General features: G+C 75.9%; 13 protein-coding genes. 4 read left to right on the top strand and 9 right to left on the bottom strand.

All coding sequences use genetic code 11. The features are described from left to right. Positions 1 to 70 precede the first annotated feature (70 nt). The 4 genes from ACFYUY_RS26495 to ACFYUY_RS26480 form a co-directional block, all read right to left on the bottom strand. Positions 71 to 2,170 carry an ATP-binding protein gene (locus ACFYUY_RS26495; RefSeq protein ID WP_360216659.1) on the bottom strand — a complete coding sequence of 700 codons (2,100 nt, stop codon included), beginning with the start codon at positions 2,168 to 2,170 and terminating at the stop codon, positions 71 to 73. Next, a complete protein-coding gene (locus ACFYUY_RS26490; RefSeq protein WP_360216662.1) occupies positions 2,167 to 2,970 on the bottom strand; it encodes a DUF4255 domain-containing protein in 804 nt (267 codons plus the stop codon). The genes ACFYUY_RS26495 and ACFYUY_RS26490 overlap by 4 nt, the downstream gene beginning before the upstream one ends. Further along, entirely contained in the window at positions 2,967 to 6,164 is a 3,198-nt protein-coding gene (locus tag ACFYUY_RS26485) for a hypothetical protein (RefSeq protein WP_387904347.1), read from the bottom strand. Before ACFYUY_RS26485 ends, ACFYUY_RS26490 begins: the two co-directional genes overlap by 4 nt. 271 nt (positions 6,165 to 6,435) lie before the next feature. Then, the gene (locus ACFYUY_RS26480) at positions 6,436 to 7,161 is read right to left on the bottom strand and encodes a LuxR C-terminal-related transcriptional regulator (protein WP_360216668.1); all 726 of its coding nucleotides are present in this window, start codon (positions 7,159 to 7,161) and stop codon (positions 6,436 to 6,438) included. A gap of 230 nt (positions 7,162 to 7,391) precedes the next feature. Here ACFYUY_RS26480 and ACFYUY_RS26475 point away from each other — a divergent pair, with 230 nt between their 5' ends. After that, complete coding sequence (locus ACFYUY_RS26475; RefSeq protein ID WP_387904276.1) at positions 7,392 to 8,723, top strand: hydrolytic protein; 1,332 nt, start codon at positions 7,392 to 7,394, stop codon at positions 8,721 to 8,723. Between the two features lie 492 nt (positions 8,724 to 9,215). On the opposite strand, the gene ACFYUY_RS26470 is transcribed toward ACFYUY_RS26475, so the two are convergent. Beyond that, entirely contained in the window at positions 9,216 to 9,884 is a 669-nt protein-coding gene (locus ACFYUY_RS26470) for a type 1 glutamine amidotransferase domain-containing protein (RefSeq protein ID WP_387904273.1), read from the bottom strand. 176 nt (positions 9,885 to 10,060) lie between these two features. Here ACFYUY_RS26470 and ACFYUY_RS26465 point away from each other — a divergent pair, with 176 nt between their 5' ends. From ACFYUY_RS26465 to ACFYUY_RS26455, 3 genes are all read left to right on the top strand, one after another. After that, positions 10,061 to 11,035, top strand: a complete 975-nt coding sequence (locus ACFYUY_RS26465; protein ID WP_387904271.1) for a LysR family transcriptional regulator — start codon at positions 10,061 to 10,063, stop codon at positions 11,033 to 11,035. Positions 11,036 to 11,085: 50 nt separating this feature from the next. Beyond that, positions 11,086 to 11,721 carry a hypothetical protein gene (locus ACFYUY_RS26460; RefSeq protein WP_360222486.1) on the top strand — a complete coding sequence of 212 codons (636 nt, stop codon included), beginning with the start codon at positions 11,086 to 11,088 and terminating at the stop codon, positions 11,719 to 11,721. Positions 11,722 to 11,855: 134 nt separating this feature from the next. After that, positions 11,856 to 12,137 (top strand): hypothetical protein, encoded by a 282-nt coding sequence (locus ACFYUY_RS26455; protein WP_360222483.1) that lies wholly within the window; start codon positions 11,856 to 11,858, stop codon positions 12,135 to 12,137. Positions 12,138 to 12,170: 33 nt separating this feature from the next. On the opposite strand, the gene ACFYUY_RS26450 is transcribed toward ACFYUY_RS26455, so the two are convergent. The 4 genes from ACFYUY_RS26450 to ACFYUY_RS26435 all read right to left on the bottom strand — a co-directional run bounded on the left by ACFYUY_RS26450 (position 12,171) and on the right by ACFYUY_RS26435 (position 16,351). Beyond that, positions 12,171 to 13,004, bottom strand: coding sequence for an ABC transporter permease subunit (locus ACFYUY_RS26450; protein WP_387904268.1), 834 nt, complete (start codon positions 13,002 to 13,004; stop codon positions 12,171 to 12,173). Continuing rightward, positions 13,001 to 14,023 (bottom strand): ABC transporter ATP-binding protein, encoded by a 1,023-nt coding sequence (locus tag ACFYUY_RS26445; RefSeq protein WP_387904261.1) that lies wholly within the window; start codon positions 14,021 to 14,023, stop codon positions 13,001 to 13,003. Before ACFYUY_RS26445 ends, ACFYUY_RS26450 begins: the two co-directional genes overlap by 4 nt. A 139-nt stretch (positions 14,024 to 14,162) precedes the next feature. After that, complete coding sequence (locus tag ACFYUY_RS26440) at positions 14,163 to 15,425, bottom strand: styrene monooxygenase/indole monooxygenase family protein (protein ID WP_387904259.1); 1,263 nt, start codon at positions 15,423 to 15,425, stop codon at positions 14,163 to 14,165. A 173-nt stretch (positions 15,426 to 15,598) separates the two neighbouring features. Then, complete coding sequence (locus tag ACFYUY_RS26435) at positions 15,599 to 16,351, bottom strand: alpha/beta fold hydrolase (protein WP_360222471.1); 753 nt, start codon at positions 16,349 to 16,351, stop codon at positions 15,599 to 15,601. Positions 16,352 to 16,463: the final 112 nt, after the last annotated feature.

Below are 16,463 nucleotides of genomic sequence, written 5' to 3'. Positions count from 1 at the left end.
GCCGCGCCGGGCGGCGCGGGGTGTCCGTCCGGCCGGTCCGGAGCCCGACCGGCCGGCCGCCCGGCGGGCCTCAGCCCCGCCCGGTGCCCCCGAGCGCGCCCGTCCACGGCCCGAACTCGCTCTCCAGGACGAGGCGGCCGAGCTTGCGGTACTCCCGTACCACCGCGGTCACCAGCTGCGCCATGTCCAGCGGCCGGCCGGCCTCGGCGGCCAGGTAGGCCGCGGTGACGGCGCAGGCCCGGATGGACCCGCCGGCGAGCTCGAAGTGCCGTGCGCAGTAGGCGAGGTCGAGGTCCTCACCGCGCGGGATCCACGGGCCCAGGCAGCGTTCCCACAGGGCGTGCCGCTGTTCCTCGTCCGGCACCGGGAAGTCGGCGATGACGTCCAGCCGGCGGGTGAACGCCTCGTCGAGGTTGGCGCGCAGATTGGTCGTCAGCACGGCGATCCCGTCGAAGGACTCCATCCGCTGCAGCAGGTACGCGGACTCCAGGTTGGCGTGCCGGTCGTGGGCGTCCTTGACCTGCGAGCGCTTCCCGAAGATCGCGTCCGCCTCGTCGAACAACAGCACGCCGTTGACCTGGGAGGCCTCGGTGAAGATGCGTTCCAGGTTCTTCTCCGTCTCGCCGACGTACTTGTCGACGACGGTGGACAGGTCCACCACGTAGAGCTCCATGCCCAGGTCCGCGGCGACCACCTCGGCCGACATCGTCTTGCCGGTGCCCGACTCCCCCGCGAACAGGGCGATCACCCCGCGGCCGCGGCCGCCGCCGGGGCGCATCCGCCACTGACCGAGCACCTGGTCGCGGTGCCGGGCCCGCAGGGCGAGCTCGCGCAGCTGCCGCTCGGTGGGCTCGGGCAGCACGAGGTCCTCCCAGCCGACCGCGGGTTCGACGCGGCGGGCCAGCCGGGCGAGTCCGGCCCCGTTCTGCCCCCGCACGGCGGCCCGCAGGTCGTCGGCGGTGACGGCGCGGCCCTCGGCGGCGGCCGTCCTGGTGGCGACCCCGGCGGCCCTGGCCACCTGTTCGCCGTCCAGCTGGTACGCGGCTACCGCAGCGGTCAGCTCGTCGTCCGGCCCGGGCCCGGCCGGGCCGCCCGCCTCGGCCAGCGCCTGCGCCCAGCGCTCGGCGCGCTGTTCCGGGTCCAGCGGCGGGACGGCGACGACGACCGGGCTGTCCCCGGCCCAGGCCGGGTCCCACGGCCGGGTGCCGTGCACCAGCAGGGGGACGCCGGCCAGGTGCCCGCAGAGCAGCCGCACCAGGGCGGCGCGTTCCGGGCGTTCGGGTTCGAGCCGTTCCAGCGGGCCGAGCACCACGCCGCCGCCGGTCAGCCGGGCCTCCCTGGCCAGGGCCCGTACGGTCGGCTCCGCGGGGCGGGCGGCGAGCACGGCGGTGTCGACGACCAGGGCCGGGCGGCCGAGGGCGGCCAGGGCGTCGACGGCGAGCTGCCCGGCGTTGCCGCCGCGGTCGAGCAGGTGCACCGGGGCGGTGCCGTCCGCCGCGGCGGCGCGCACCCGGCGGGACGGTTCGGCGGCCGGGCCGCCGCCGGGCCGGCCGAACCGGACCAGCCCGGCCAGCGCGGCGTCGGGTTCGTCCACGCCCAGCAGGTGCGCCGTCACCCGGTCGGGGACGCGCAGCCCCCGGGAGAGCAGCGGGCGTTCCGGCTCGGTGAGCTCCAGGAGCCCTCCGGCGATCAGCGGTGCGCGCGCGGTGAACCGGAAACGGCCGGGTCCGGCGCCGGGCAGGCCGCACAGTTCGAGCGCGAGCCCGATGGTCGGCCGGCGCAGCGTCAGGTCGTCGTTGAGGTAGCCGTACAGCCGCTCGAAGCGGGTGTCCAGGTCGGGGGCGAGCGCCACCAGCAGGAGTTCGAGGTCGACGGGGAGCAGCCCGAAGGCCTCGGCGAACCGGGCGAGCCGGGAGCCGGGCGGCGGCTGGGGCGGGTCGCCGAGTACGGCGCCGGCCCGGCCGTCGGCGGCGGGCGCCGCGAGGGTCCGCTCGGCCCCCTCCGGGGTGAGGTACTGGCCGCGGTACGGGTCGTCCGGGTCCGGGTCCACGGCGCGGCGGTCGCGGACGGCGGCCCTGACCCGCTCCTCGACGCCGCGCAGGCGCTCCCACAGGGGGTCGGGGCCGGCCGCGGTCGCGCTCGCGGCCGGCGCTTCGAGGTCGACGGTCACCGCGCGGCACCGCCTCGTCGGCGGCGGCCGGGCGGCAGTCGGCGCTCGCGGGGAGCGGCGAAGCCGTCGGGGCCCGGGTCGGTGCCGCCCTCGTAGCGCAGCCGGCGGCCGGGGTCGGCGGTGGCGCCACCCGATCCGTCGGTCGCGTCGGGCCCGTCGGTCGGGCCGGTGGGCGCGGTCGCGCTGCCCGGGCCCGCGGCGGCGTCCGCGCCGTCCGGGGCCCCCTGCGCCGTCCGGTCGGTGGCGCGCACCACGAGTCCCTCGGTGACCGGCGGACCGGCGGCGGTGCGCGGGCCGGACAGCGGGGCGAGCACCCGGAGGTCGACGGACGGCTTCAGCTCCCCGCCGAGGCCGGACCACACGTCGGACACCGAGGGCATGCCGTCCCGGCCCCCGCCCGTCTCCAGCCCGACGACGAGCCCGAGTTCGGCGAGCGTGCCGGTGAGCAGCCGGGCGGGCAGCGCGTCGGCCGCGGTCAGGCAGCGGAGCACTTCGGAGAGCAGCCGGTGCTCGTCCTGGGGCCGGTTGGTCCAGGCGGTCACCAGGTAGGCGAGCTCGTACCAGCGGGGTGCGCCGCGCCGGGCGACGACCATGCCGTCGGCGTCGTACTCCTCGGTGGTGCCGCTCTGCCGGCGGGCCACGTCCTCGCGGATGCCGTAGAGGAACACGCTGACGGTGGGCGCGTTGCGCCGGGCGGCCCAGTCCCGGGTGGGCGAGTCGAAGACCAGCTCGATCCCGCGGTCCTGCAGTCCGCTCTCGGTGAGCAGCAGCCGCAGCGCCTCGTCGACTTCGTGGATCACCGGCGCTGCACCTCCCCGGGCGGGCCGATGGTGCCGGTCACGACCAGGAAGGGGGTGGTGACCGGGGAGAACCCGGGGCCGGCGGCGGTGATGGTCCGCGGACCGGTCTCGTCCTTCGGGAGGATGAGCAGCTGGCCCGCGAAGGTGCCGTCGGCGCGCGGCAGGGTGGGCGCGGCGGCGGCGGTGATGCCGGGCGTCCAGGTGAGCGTCACCGGCGTGCCCGGCGGGAAGTCCTGGCCGCGGACGGAGGTCACGAAGCCTGGCTTGCCGATCGGCGGGACGGCGGTGATGCGCGGCTGGAGGATGCGCAGCGGGGTGCTCGCCACGTGGTCGCCGGGGGCGGCGTCGCTGCCGGTGGTGGTCAGCGTGGCGGTGACGGCGGTCTGCACGGCCGCGTCGGGGGCGAGCACCACCTGGACGGTGGCGGTGCCGCCCGCGGGCAGGTCGGCCAGCTCGCAGGTGTCGCCGGTGCAGCCGGGCGGCAGCGGTCCGGCGGCCGGGACGACGGCGGGCAGTCCGAGCCGCAGGCGCAGTCCGGTGGCGGGGGCCTGGCCGGTGTTGCGCACGGTGTAGGTGACGGTGACGCGGCCTCCGACGTAGCCGGGGTTGGGCTGGGCGCCGACGGTGACCGACGGTCCGGCCTTGGGCGCGGGCGGCGCCGGGGGTTCGGCGGGCGGCGGGGCGGGAGCCGGCGGGGCGGGCTGCGGCGTGGTGGTGGAGGGCGTCGGGGCGGGTGTCGGGGCGGGTGTCGGGGTGGGCGTCGGGGTGGGTGTCGGCGACGGGGTCGTCGGTGTCGGCGAGGGGGTCGGCGGCGCGGCCTGCACGGGCACGACCGTCTGTGCCGCGTTGTCCCCCGGGTTCGGGTCGACCACCGTGCCGGTGGCCCACCAGCCGATCTTCTGGTCGCCGGCCTGGGTGCCGACGATGGTGGCGGTCACCCGGACGACGGCGCCCGGGGCCAGCGTGCCGAACTCGCAGCGGAGCGCCCCGGCCGTGCAGCTGCCGGCCGTGGTCCGCAGTCCGTCGAGCCGGACGCCCGCCGGGACGGAGACCGTGAGCACGGTGCCCGGCGAGGGCGCCGGCCCGCGGTTGGTCACCGTCAGCTCGACGGTGGTGCGTCCGCCGAACGGCACCGGCGGCGTCCCGGCGGGCGCGGTGACCGCCAGGTCGACGGACTGCTGGACGCTCGGCTCCTTCTGCCGCCCGGGCAGCCGGTCGTTGAGCGGGGTGAGCCGGCCCGTCGCGAAGTCGTAGATCGACAGCCCTTCCGGCGAGTTGGCCGGCTGGGCCCGGCGGGAGGTCAGCACCAGCTGCGCGCCGTTCGCCGTCCAGGCGACGTCGCGGGGCTGGAAGGGGCCGCCGGCGGAGGGGTCGGGCAGGGGGCGCCGGCAGGCGTTGCGGTCGAGTCCGGCGGGCAGCACCACGGTGCAGTCGGCGCCGGTCGTCGAGGTGACGAGGACTCCGCCGCCCTGGCCGGCCCCGCCGTTGCCGCCCTTGCGGTTGAAGGCGATCCGCCGGCCGTCCGGTGCGAAGGCCGGGCTGTCGTCGATGACGGCGCAGTCGCCCGGGCAGGCCGCGCGGCTGAGGTCGGTGGGCCGGTCGAGGGCGTCGGCGGGCACGGTCCACACGTGCTTGTTGCCGGCGTTGCCGTTGACCACCTCGGTCCTGGTGTAGGCGATCAGCTTGCCGTCCGGGGACCAGGTGGGCTGGGCCAGCGAGGCGGCCGGCTGGCCGCCGGTCGGTTCGACGGTGCCGACGACCGCGCCGGTGGACACCTGGGCGACCAGGATCCGGCCGGGTCCGGAGGCCGGCCCGACGCCGCCGGGGGAGGTGCGGGTGAAGGCGATCAGCCGGCCGTCCGGGGAGAGCGCCGGGTCGGTGTCCCAGTCCTTGGGGCCGCGCCCGGCGAGGTTCAGCGGCTTCGGGTCGGAGCCGTCGGCGCCGGTGAGCCAGATGCGCTGGACGCGGCCGGCGGGGGTGTCCTCGAAGCGGGTGACCACGATCTTCCGGCCGTCCGGGGTGTAGCTCTGCCGCTCGAACCACGGGTCGAAGCCGGGGTGGGGGTTGAACAGCGGGTCGGCGGCGGGATCGGTCTCGGTGTCGGCCGCCGGGTCCTCCCGGAGCACGCCGACGCCGAGGTCGCGCGGGTCGGCGCCGTCGGGGCGGATGTCCTCCAGGTCGGCCAGGTTCGGGGCGCCGGCGCTGTTCTGGTCCACGACGGGCCCGCCGTCCTTCGGGCCGCCCAGCCAGGTCGGGGTCCGGACGGCGCGGTCCTCGGCGAGCACCAGCTCGGACGGCGTGCAGGAGCAGGTCGGGGCGCGGTACACGTTCTCGTACGCGGTCGGGCCGTCCTTGGGCCGGTCGGGGCTCAGGAAGAGCACGCCCGTGCCGTCGGGCAGCCAGCCGGGCGACCGGGTGCGCCAGTCGGAACCGGTGCCGGGGAAGAACGCCCGGTCGTCGGTGCCGGTGGGCGAGATGACCCGCAGGCGCGGTCCGGTCTGGCCGCCCTGGTCCCAGGTGTAGACGATCTGGTCGCGCAGGGTGGGGGCGTCCACCGGGTTCCAGGCCGGTTCGACGGCACTGCCGGTGGTCACCCCGGTGATCCGCCGTGACGCGCCGCCGGCCATCGGCATGACGAAGATCTGCAGGTGCTCCGGGTCGGCGTCGCAGGTGTACGCGACCCAGGTGCCGTCGGGCGAGACGGTCGGGTGGGTCTCGTTGGAGGTGGTCTCGGCGAGCCGCCGCAGCCCGGAGCCGTCGGTGTTGACGACCCAGATGTCGCGCTGGGGCTTGCCGTCGCGTCCGCCGGGCCCGAGCGCGTCGAAGACCACGGCCTTGCCGTCCGGGGTGAGCGCGGGGTGGGCGGTGTCCATGCCGGTGGTCAGCCGGCGCACCTCGCCGGAGCCCTCGCGGACGTACACCTGGGGCAGCGTGCCGTCGCGCAGGCTGGTGAAGGCGATCCGGTCGCCGCGCGCGGAGGGTTCGGTGTCGAAGTGGCGCGGGCCGGGCCCGAACAGCGGGGCGCTGGTCGCCGCGCCGGTCACCCGGGCCAGGCTGCGGTGGCCGGTGCCCGCGAAGACGATCCGCCCGGTGGCCGAGTCGTCGCCGGCGGCCACCGGCGCCGTGCCGCCGGCCGGGCCGTCGGGGTTCGCGGTGCCGAGCGTCACCACGGCCACGGCCAGGGACAACAGCATCGCGGCGGCGGCTCGCGCCGACCGCCGCAGGGGGCGGGGGGTGCCGGTGGCGCGGATCACGCTCAACCTCACAGACCGAGAAGGGCGGTACGCCCGGCAGTCTCTCCGGCCCGGGCGCGCGGGCGACAGGCCCGGGGCACCCGAGCCGGGGGTAGCGCGCGGTGCCCGTGAGGGCAATCCGGCCCGGCTCCGGGGCAGGTGCCCCGGAGCCGGGTGCCGGCTTCCGGCCGGCTCGGCTCGGATGCTCCGCTCCGATCCGGATCGTGGCGGATCAGATCAGGCCGTGGCGCATCGCGTACCCGACGGCGTGGGCCCGGTTGCGCAGCCCCAGCCTGGTGGTGATCTCGTGCAGCACGTTCTTGACGGTGCGTTCGGAGTACGAGGTGTGCGCCGCTATCTCGCTGGTGTCGAAGCCGTCCGCGACCAGCTTCAGCATCTCCGCCTCGCGGGCGGTGAGGGTGGACAGGGTCAGGCCGCGCGGGTCGAGCATGGTGCGCTGGAGACTGCCGACCCGGTCGAGCAGTTTGCCGAGGAGGTCACCGGGCATGACTCCCTCGCCGTTGGCCAGGGCGGTGATGAGGTGGACGAGGCGGTCCTGGTCGGCGTCCGAGCGGCGCAGCACGGCACCGACCCCGCACTCGATGATGGTCTGCAGGCCGCCGGCCTCGAAGTGACCCACCACCAGGCCGGTCCGGCTCGACGTGTTGAGCCGGAGCCTGCGCAGCCGGTCGGCCACGGCGTCGTTCAGCCCGTCGACGACCATCAGCGAGACCTGGGCGCCGGGCGCCTCGGCCTCCGTCAGCAGCTCCACCTCGGGCCGTTGCCGCAACTGCTGGACGACGCCGGTGTGCAGGATGATGTCCTCCGCGTACACCGCCACCCGCACCCGACCCGGCTTGACGCGCACGGCGGCGGACTCGGCGGCTCCGCGGGGCCGGACCTGGGCGTACTTCGGCGCCACTGCGGTCTCGTGGACGGTGGTTTCGATCGGTGTCATCACCGGTTCCGTTCTGCTACTGCGATGTCGACTGGATGTGGGGGGAGGACGGCCGGGCGCCACCGCGTCGTGGCGGCGGCCGTCGGTACTGCCGGGGTCTGGGGGGTGCCGCCGGGGCGGGCGGCGGGGGTGCCGGGCAGGGCCGGGCTGTTCGCTCGGGCAAGGCGCGTGCCCGCGGCTTGCCCGCGGGGCTCTCTCGCCGGGGCGGTCCGCGGCCCTACCGTCGCGGCATGACCGCATCCGCCGAACTCGGCCTGCCTGCGCTGACGGTGTCGCCCGGCGCCGTGGCCACGACCACACTGACGGTACGCAACGAGACGGACATCGTTGAGGCGTACTCGTTGGAGGTGGTCGGGCCGTGCGCCGCGTGGGCGACGGTCGAGCCGGCCCGCCTCTCGCTCTTCCCGGGGACCTCGGAGACGGTGACCGTCCGGCTCGCACCGGCCCGCTCCCCCGAGGTCCGGGCGGGCGAGTTCCCGCTCGGGGTGCGGGTGCTGCCCGCCGAGCGCCCCGAACTCGTGACCGTCCCCGAGACCACCGTCACCGTGGAGCCCTTCCACGAGCTGCACACCGAGCTGGCGCCGCGGCGCCGGCGCGGCTGGCTCCGGGCGCGCTACCGCACCTCGGTGCGCAACCTCGGGAACGTCGCCGTCCCGGTGGTGTTCACGCCCGCCCAGCCCGGTGAGGACCTGCGGTTCGGTTTCACCCCCGAGAAGCTGCGGCTGGAGCCGGGCGAGTCCGCCGAGGTCCGCCTGAAGGTGCGCGCCCGCAAGCTGATCTGGTTCGGCAAGCCGACCAGCTGGCCGTTCGAGGTCGCGGTCGCCGAGGAGGACGGTGCCGAGAAGCCCGGCGGAGTGCCCGCGGCCGAGCGGCGGAACGTGCTGGAGGGCGAGTTCGTCCAGCACGCCCTCCTGCCGAAGTGGCTGCTGGCGCTGCTCGCGGCCCTGATCGCCCTGCTGCTGGCCTGGCTGGCCCTGGTGCGGCCGGCGGTGCGCAGTTCCGCGAAGCAGGCCGCGACCGAGGCCGTCGAGCAGAAGGCCGCGGCCTTCACCCCGCCGCCGGCCGCACCGCCCGCCGTCCCCACCCCTCCCGCTCCGGGCGGCGGCGGCGCGACGCCGAGCGGCCAGGCCAAGCCCGGCGGCGGTTCGGGCGGCGGCGGTGGTGGCGCGGGCGGCGGTTCCGGTCTGGCCGTCCCCGGCACCGAGCAGCAGAGCTCCGCCACCGTGGACCTGACGACCAACAGCGGTGGATCCGCGGTGGGCAGCTACAAGGTGCCGCACGGCAAGGTCTTCCGGATCACGGACCTGGTCGCCGCCAACTTCCAGGGCGACCAGGGGCTGCTGACCATCAAGTTCGGCGAACAGACGATCACGACGATCGCCATGGAGACGTTCCGAAACCAGGACTATCACTGGGTGACTCCCATCGAGGTCCCCGAGGACCAGACCGTGACGGCAAGCGTTGTCTGCCAGCAGCCGGGTACTCCCGCGTCCGGGAAGCAGGCTTCCCAGTGCCACGAACTCCTCAACGTCAGCGGGCAGTTGAGCGACATCAAGCGCTGAAGCGGCACACCTCTTTCACGGCTCATTCACACCATGCACCTGACAACGGGGCGCGGCTTCCACGGCGGGTTTCAGAAGTCGTTTCTAACACCAACCAGGCCCCGACGGGACACAGGGTGACGCTCGTGACACTCTCGCGAATAGCGGAACCGCCCGAATCCCACCGGATCCGAGCCGGTTCCTACCCGAACGGGCAACGACGACAGCCCTTTCGAACAGGCGAACCTGCCCTTTCGGAACCCGCCTGACGGGACGTTCGACCCCACCCGCCGTTCGCTTGTTGAACGTTCCCGCAGCGTGCAGACCGAACGTTCGGCTCCCCACGCCCCGTCAACCGCCCACGGGGGCAAGGAGTCCACCCGAACGGCGCCGCGCCCCGTCCGAGGACGGGGCGCGGCGCCGTTTTCATGTTCTGGGGGCGGGACGGGGCGGATCCGGACGGGCCGGTGGGCCGCCGGGCGGCTGACCGCCGGGCTGGGGCAGCCTTGGCGGTCAGCCCAGCAGCTCCAGCAGAGCGGCCGCCACCGGGCCCGAGGAGGACGGGTTCTGACCGGTCACCAGGTTGCGGTCGACGACGACGTGGGGGGCCCACGGCGCCCCCTCCCGGAAGTCCGCACCGAGCTCGACCAGCCGGTCCTGGAGCAGCCAGGGCGCCCGGTCGGCCAGCCCCGCCTGGACCTCCTCGGCATTGGTGAAACCGGTCAGCCGGTACCCGGCGAACGGCGAGGAGCCGTCCTCCGCACGGGCGGCCAGCAGCGCGGCCGGACCGTGGCAGACGACGCCCAGCGGCCGCCCGGAGGCCAGCACCCCGGTCAGCAGCCGGCCCGAGTCGGCGTCGACCGCCAGGTCCTCCATCGGGCCGTGGCCGCCCGGGTAGAACACGGCGTCGTAGTCGGCCCGGTCGACCTCCGCGAGCTTCACCGGCTGGCGGAACGCGGCGATCGCGTCCAGCTCCCCGGCCACCGCCGGATCGGTCAGGCTGGCTGGGTCGGCGACCGGGACGACGCCGCCTGGGGTGGCCACGGTCACCCGGTGCCCGGCCGCGGTGAACGCCCGGTACGGGACGACGGCCTCCTCCGCCCAGAAGCCGGTCGGGTGCTCGGTGCCGTCGTTCAGCGTCCAGACGGTCGCGCCGGTCATGACGAACAGGATCTCGGCCATGGTGCCTGCCTCCAGGGTCTGCGGTCTCCGCCGCGACGGCCTCGCCGCGGCGCTCACCCCGCCGAAGCTAGCCGCGGCCGGCCATCGGGGACCAATGCGCACGCCGATCCCCGCCATCGGGATTCCGATGGCTTCCCGGGCCCGCCGAGCCATCGGGATCCCGTAGGCTCGCCGTCATGACCGATCGGCCGACACTGGGCTCGGGCCCGCCGGACCTCAACCAGTTGCGGACCTTCCTCGCGGTGCACCGCGCCGGCTCCCTCACCGCGGCCGCCCACCACCTGGGCCTCTCCCAGTCGACGGTGACGGCGCAGATCCGGGCCCTGGAGCAGCGGCTCGACCGCGAGCTCTTCGAGCGGCGCGCCCGCGGGGTCACCCCGCTGCCGTACGCCGACGACCTCGCGGCCCGGCTCTCGGCACCACTGGACCAGCTGGCCGCCGTCGCCGACGCCCGTGACGGCGGCGCACCGGAACCGGTCCACCTCGCCGGACCGGCCGAGTTCCTCGGCACCGTCCTGCTCGGCGCCCTCGCCCCGCTGGTCGCCGACGGCGTCCAGCTGCGGGTGGCCACCGGACTCACCGACCCCCTCCTGACGGAGTTGCGCGCCGGACGCCACGACCTGGTGATCGCCACCCGGCGCCCGCGCGGCCGCACCCTGCTCGCGGAACCGCTCGCCGACGAGGAGTTCGTCCTCGTCGCGGCCCCGGTCTGGGCCGACCGCCTCACCGGCCGGGACCTCCCCGCCGTCCTCACCGAGGTCCCGCTGCTCAGCTACGCCGAGGACCTCCCGATCGCCCGCCGCTACTGGCGGCACGTCTTCGACCGCCGGCTGCACACCCGGGCCGCCGTCACCGTCCCGGACCTGCGCGCCGTCCTCGCCGCCGTCACCGCCGGCGCCGGCTGGAGCGTCCTGCCGAGCTACCTCTGCCGGGCCGAACTCGCCTCCGGCGCGCTGCGCGTGCTCCACCGCCCCACCGACCCGCCGATCAACACCGCCTACCTGGTCCGCCGCCCGACCGGCTCCGCCAACCCCCACGTCGCCGTGGTCCGCGACCACCTCCTCGCCGCCGCCCGCCGCCTCGACCAGGACGCCGACCACACCCGAGGAGCACCCGCTGGCGCCCCCGCCGCCGGGCCGGACCGCACCTGACCAACGATCACCCCGTGCGCGGGCCGGTGGGAACAGGGCATGATCGGGCCATGGGAACGACCGTTCAGGGATCAGTGGAGTGCCGCACCTGGGGCCCGGGGCTCGGCGTCGGCGAGACGGCGTGGTACCCGGCCATCGAGCTGCCCATGCTCGGCGTCCCCAAGGACTACGACGCCTTCGCCTGCCTCTTCGGCGTCCGTGACCTCGGCGGCCACTGGCGCCCGGTCGCCGCCGACCGGGGCCTGCCCGCCGACGTCTCGGAGCGGGTCCGGGCCGAGCACGCGTCCTGGGGCGAGGTCGCGTTCGGCGCCAGCTGGCTGGACTGGAACGAGGTCCTCGCCGTCGACTGGGACGAGCCGGCGGTCCCGCGCGCGACCCGCATCGCCCGGTACCGGCGGCTCGCGGACGGCACGCTGGAGCTGGTGCACCGGGCGGACTGGAGCCGCGGGTTCGCACGGGCGAGCGGTGTCGACACCCTGCGCGTCGACCCCGGCCGCATCGGCGAACTGTGGGCCGAGGGCACCGAGTGGGACACCGGGGCCACGGTCTACCGCGCCGAACGCGCCAGGCGCCGCGACGCCGTGCCCGCCGACGGCCCGTGGCAGCCGGTGTGGACCGTCATGCGCGCCCTCGCCGGGGTGCACGGCGACGGGAACGTCCGGCTGGTCGTCTGGTTCGAGGAGTAATCCTCGCCCGCCGCCCGGCCGGTGACCGCCCGGACTCCCGGCGCCTCCGGAGCGGGAGCGGCGCCTGCCACCGCGGCGAGCGGGTGGCCCGAAACGGGTGGCCGGGAGCGGCCCGCCGGCGCCATCATGGTGGCGTGCACACCGACCTCCCCCACGGCTGGACGATCGAGCGGGTCCGTTCCGCGTCGGGCGACGCGGCAGCGGAGCTGCTCCCGCTCGAACGGCTCGTCGTCCTCGAGGAGCACGGCGCAGCCGACTACGAGGTCCTCGCGCCCGACGTCATCCTCTCCTTCCACGGCCTCTGCCTGGCCCGCGCCGCCGGCGAGTGGTTCATGGGCGAGCTCGACGGGGACGGCTCGCTCGTCTGCTGGTCCTCCTACGGCCCCGACCTGGGCGAGGCCGTCCGGGCGCTGTGACGGACCCCGGGGCCGGCCGGTCCTGCGGTATCCCTAGATCGCGAGGTCCCGGTGCTCCAGGATGCGGAAGGCGGCCAGCAGGCCGAGCAGGCCGACGCCGGTGAGGACGGCCAGGGAGAGCCAGGGGACGTTGCCGTGGGCCAGGGCGTCGCCCGGGGTGTAGTAGTGGAACGGGCTGAGGTAGCGCAGCGGGGCGGCCGGGGACCACGCCAGGGCGACGAAGTTGAGGGCGAAGCCGACCGCGCCGAAGGCGACGGCGGCGCCGACGACGTGAGCCCGTCGCCGGCTCAGCGCGGACACCGCGAGCACCGGCCCGGTCAGGCAGAAGGCGAGCGCGCAGCCCAGCAGTCCGGCGGCGAACACGCCGCCCTCCGGCACGGCCGCGCGCAGGTCCGGGGAGAACGCCACCCCGAGCGCGACGGTCAGGGTGGCGGCGGCGTTGAGCAGGACGGAGGCGGCGACCAGGGCGCCGGCCCGTTCCGCGAGCAGCCGGCGGCGGGAGACCGGGCGGGTCATCAGGAGTTCGACGGTTCCCGACTCGACGTCGGCCGCAACGGCGGCGGCGCCGAGCGAGCCGATCACGGTCAGCTGCATCGCGATCCAGAACGGGTGGGTGAGCCCGGCCCCGAGCAGACCGGGGTAACTGGCGATGGAGACGGCGCCGTTGGAGCCGCTGAAGGCCTTGAACGCACCGGGCGGGGTGCGGCCCGCGCCGAACAGGTCGGTGGGCGGGACGGTGCCGGCGATGAGCACGATCAGCGCCTCGAAGACGACCACGCCCAGCAGCAGGCTGAGCAGCATGCGCCGCCGCCGGTGCAGGGCGAGCCACACCAGGGGCAGGCGGCGGCTGACGGTCGCGGGGCTCATCGGCGCTCCTCCGGGTCGGTGCCGGCCGGGGTGTCGGCGTCGGCCGGGGTGTCGGTGCCGGCCGGGGCGCCGGCCTCCTCGGCGGCCGACGCCCGGTAGAGGTCGAGGAAGGCCTCGTCCAGCCCGGCCTCCTCGACCGTCAGGTCCGCGACCGGCAGCGCGGCCAGCAGCCCGCGGACGGCGGCGACCACCTCGTCCGGCGGTACCAGCAGTTCGACCCGTTCGCCGTCCCAGCGCGGCGACCAGCTCTCGGCGGCGCCGAGCGGCCGGGCGCCGAGCCCGTCGGTGAAGACCAGCCGGACCCGGCGGGCCCTGGCCTGGCGCAGTTCGGCCACCGAGCGCACCGTGACCAGCCGGCCCCGGCGGACGATGGCGACCCGCCCGCAGGCCCGCTGCACCTCGGGCAGCACGTGGCTGGAGAGCAGGACGGTGCGACCGGCCGCGGTCTCCTCGGCGAGCAGGTCGAAGAAGGTCTCCTGGACGAGCGGGTCGAGGCCCTCCGTCGGTTCGTCCAGCACCACGACGGCGGGCCGGTGCTGGAGCGACTGGACGAGCCCGAGCTTCTGCTTCATGCCGCGCGAGTACTCCCCCACCGGCCGTGCCAGGTCCGCCGGGGAGAGCCTGAGCCGCTCGCAGAGTTCGCGTTGGCGGGGCACCGGGGCGCCCTGGAGGGCGGCGAGCAGGTCCAGGGTCTGCTGCCCGGTGAGCTCGGGGTAGAGCCGCAGCTCGCCCGGCAGGTAGCCGATCGAGGGGGCGAGCGTGCGGTGGTCGGCGACCGGGTCCAGGCCGAGCACCCGGACCTGTCCGGCGCTGGGGCTGAGCAGGCCGACCAGGCAGCGCAGGGTGGTGGTCTTCCCGGCGCCGTTCGGGCCGAGCAGGCCGAACACCTCGCCGGCGGTGACGGCCACGTCCAGCCGGTCGACGCCGACCGTGGCGCCGTAGTGCTTGGTGAGCGACCGCAGTTCGATCACCGGCCGGTCGCCGGTGCCGCTGTCGGTGCCGCTGTCGCCGCCTGGCATCGCCCACCTCCGGAGTCGGGTGCGACGGACATCCAAGCGCGTGCGGCCCGGCTCGTCGAGGGACACGACCGAACCGGCGGCGCCCTTTTCCGAACGAGCCCGGGCACGCCCCCGGGACCGGGTGACCGAAAGACACGCCCTAGCGGCGCAGCCCGTCCGTCTCGTCCGCGCGCACCTCGGAGAGGTAGGCGGCGGTCAGGTCGGGCGAGGCCAGCCAGGCGGCGTGGTCGCTCGGTTCCGCGTAGGTGTTGGCCAGCCGGCGGGCGACCGCGTCGTGTTCGGCGGCGGCCGCGAACACGGCCTGGACGTGGTCCGGCACGGTGAGCATCGCCGCGGTGAACGCGACCGTGTGCCGGGCGTGCCGGCGCCAGAAGCGCTCGGCGGTGCGGCACATCCAGTCCGCGGTGAACGGCGCCGCGCCGTGCTCGACGATCGCCTGCAGGTAGGCCTGCGCCGCCCGGGCCGCGCTGTTGGCGCCCTGTCCGGCGATCGGGTCGTTCACCACCACCGCGTCGCCGATCCCGAGCACGTGGACGGCGCCCACCCCGGCGCCCAGTTCGGCGACCGGCCGCCGGACCACCGGGGTCACCGCGCCGGACAGTCCGGCCCCGGCGTCGGTCGGCTCGGCCTCCCGCCACAGCTCCGCCTCCCACGGCAGGTGCGCGCGCATCAGCGTGCGGATCCGGGCGAGTTGGACGGCGGGGGCCGGGGCGTCGCCGAAGACGTCCAGCGGGCCGCCGGGCAGCGCCTCCCAGAGCAGGATCGAGCAGGGGCCGGAGTGGGTCAGGGCCGGCTGCAGGTAGAGCTCGCCGAGGCCGGGCAGCGCGTGCATCCGGGCCCGGGGTTCGGTGGCCGGGTCGGGCGAGCCGACTCCGTGCACGTACAGGCAGGACAGTGCCCGCTGCGGACGGTCGAACGGCGAGCGGGCGGCGTCGCGTTCGAACAGCCCCGCGAGTTCGCCGCGTCCGGCGGCGACCACCGTGAGCTCGTGGCGGCGGGCGAGCTCGGTCAGCCCGTCCCGGTCCAGCGAGCGGTACTCGATCCGCCCGCCGCGCCCGGCCAGCAGCTCCAGCCAGCCCGCCAGCTTGATCCGCTGGTCCACCGACTGGGCGGGCTCGTCGAGCGTCATGGTGAACTCCAGCGCCTGCACGCCGGGCGGCACCGTCAGCGCGCCGCGGACGGCGTGGACGGACGGCGCCTCGGCCGCCCACAGGTCCAGCCCGGCCGCCGCCTCGATCCGCAGCGCCGGGCCGAACATCGCCTGGGTGGACAGCACCCGCCCGCCGCGCACCTGTTCCGGCGTGCGCTCGGCGACGAGTGTCACCTCGTAGCCGGCGGCCACCAGGCCCAGCGCTAGCTGCAGGCCGGCCTGGCCCGCTCCGACGACGGCGATCCGGCGCATGGGCGGCCTCCCGGTGACGACTGCGGGTGGGGTGGTGCCGACAAGTCCGTTGACGACCCGTCAATCAGCGACAGTAGCCCAGCCGCTGCGCTCCGTCACCGGGGCCTCGGGCCCGTCCGGCGCCGTGCGGCCGGGAGGATCCGCCGGACGGGCCCCCGGCCGTCCCGGCCCGCTCAGCCGCGCAGGTGCGCGGTGAGCAGCTCGACGACGGCCGCGGTCTGCTCGGCCACGTAGAAGTGCCCGCCGGGCAGGACCCGCAGGTCGAAGGCCCCGGTGGTGTGGCCGCGCCACGGCGCGGCCTGGTCGACCGTGGCGTTCTCGTCGGTCTCCCCCACCAGGGCGGTGATCGGCTGCGACACCGTCGCGTCCGGGGCGCAGCGGTAGGTCTCGATGGCGGTGTAGTCGGCCCGCAGCGCCGGGAGGATCAGCTCGCGCAGGGCCGGGATCTCCAGGATCCGCTCGTCCGTCCCGCCGAGGCCGACGATGGTGGCGAGCAGCTCGTCGTCCGGCAGCTGGTGGACGGTGGTCTCGCGGGGCAGCGAGGGCGCGCGGCCGGCCGACACGAACAGCCGCTCGGGGCCCTGGAGGCCGTCGCGGGCGAAGCAGCGCGCGGTCTCGAAGGCGACGGCCGCGCCCATGCTGTGCCCGAAGAAGGTCAGCGGCCGGTCCGTCCACGCGCGGAGCTCCCGGTAGACCTGCTCGGCGAGTTCCGGCACCGAGTCGATCGCGGGTTCGGCGTAGCGGTTCTGGCGGCCGGGGTACTGCACGGTGAGCACGTCCGCGTGGGGGGCCAGCGCGTTGGCGTGCTCCATGTAGTAGCTCGCGGAGCCACCGGCGTGCGGGAAGATCACGATCCGGGCGGGCGCGGAGTCGGACGGGCTGAACCGGCGGAACCACGGGTTGTCGACGACGGCGCTGCTGGGCATGCGGATGCTGACCTCTCTCCGTGACGGACTCTGCTGGCCCCAGTCTCGCAGGGCCCGGGCCCGGGCGGGCCGGGAACCCCCGGTTCGATGATCTTGCATCTCCCGGACGGCC

This window comes from Kitasatospora sp. NPDC004745, assembly GCF_042873275.1.
Taxonomy (GTDB): domain Bacteria; phylum Actinomycetota; class Actinomycetes; order Streptomycetales; family Streptomycetaceae; genus Kitasatospora.
The sequence above is the reverse complement of the archived record's forward strand: the minus strand, read 5'-3'. Positions and strand labels throughout refer to the sequence as shown.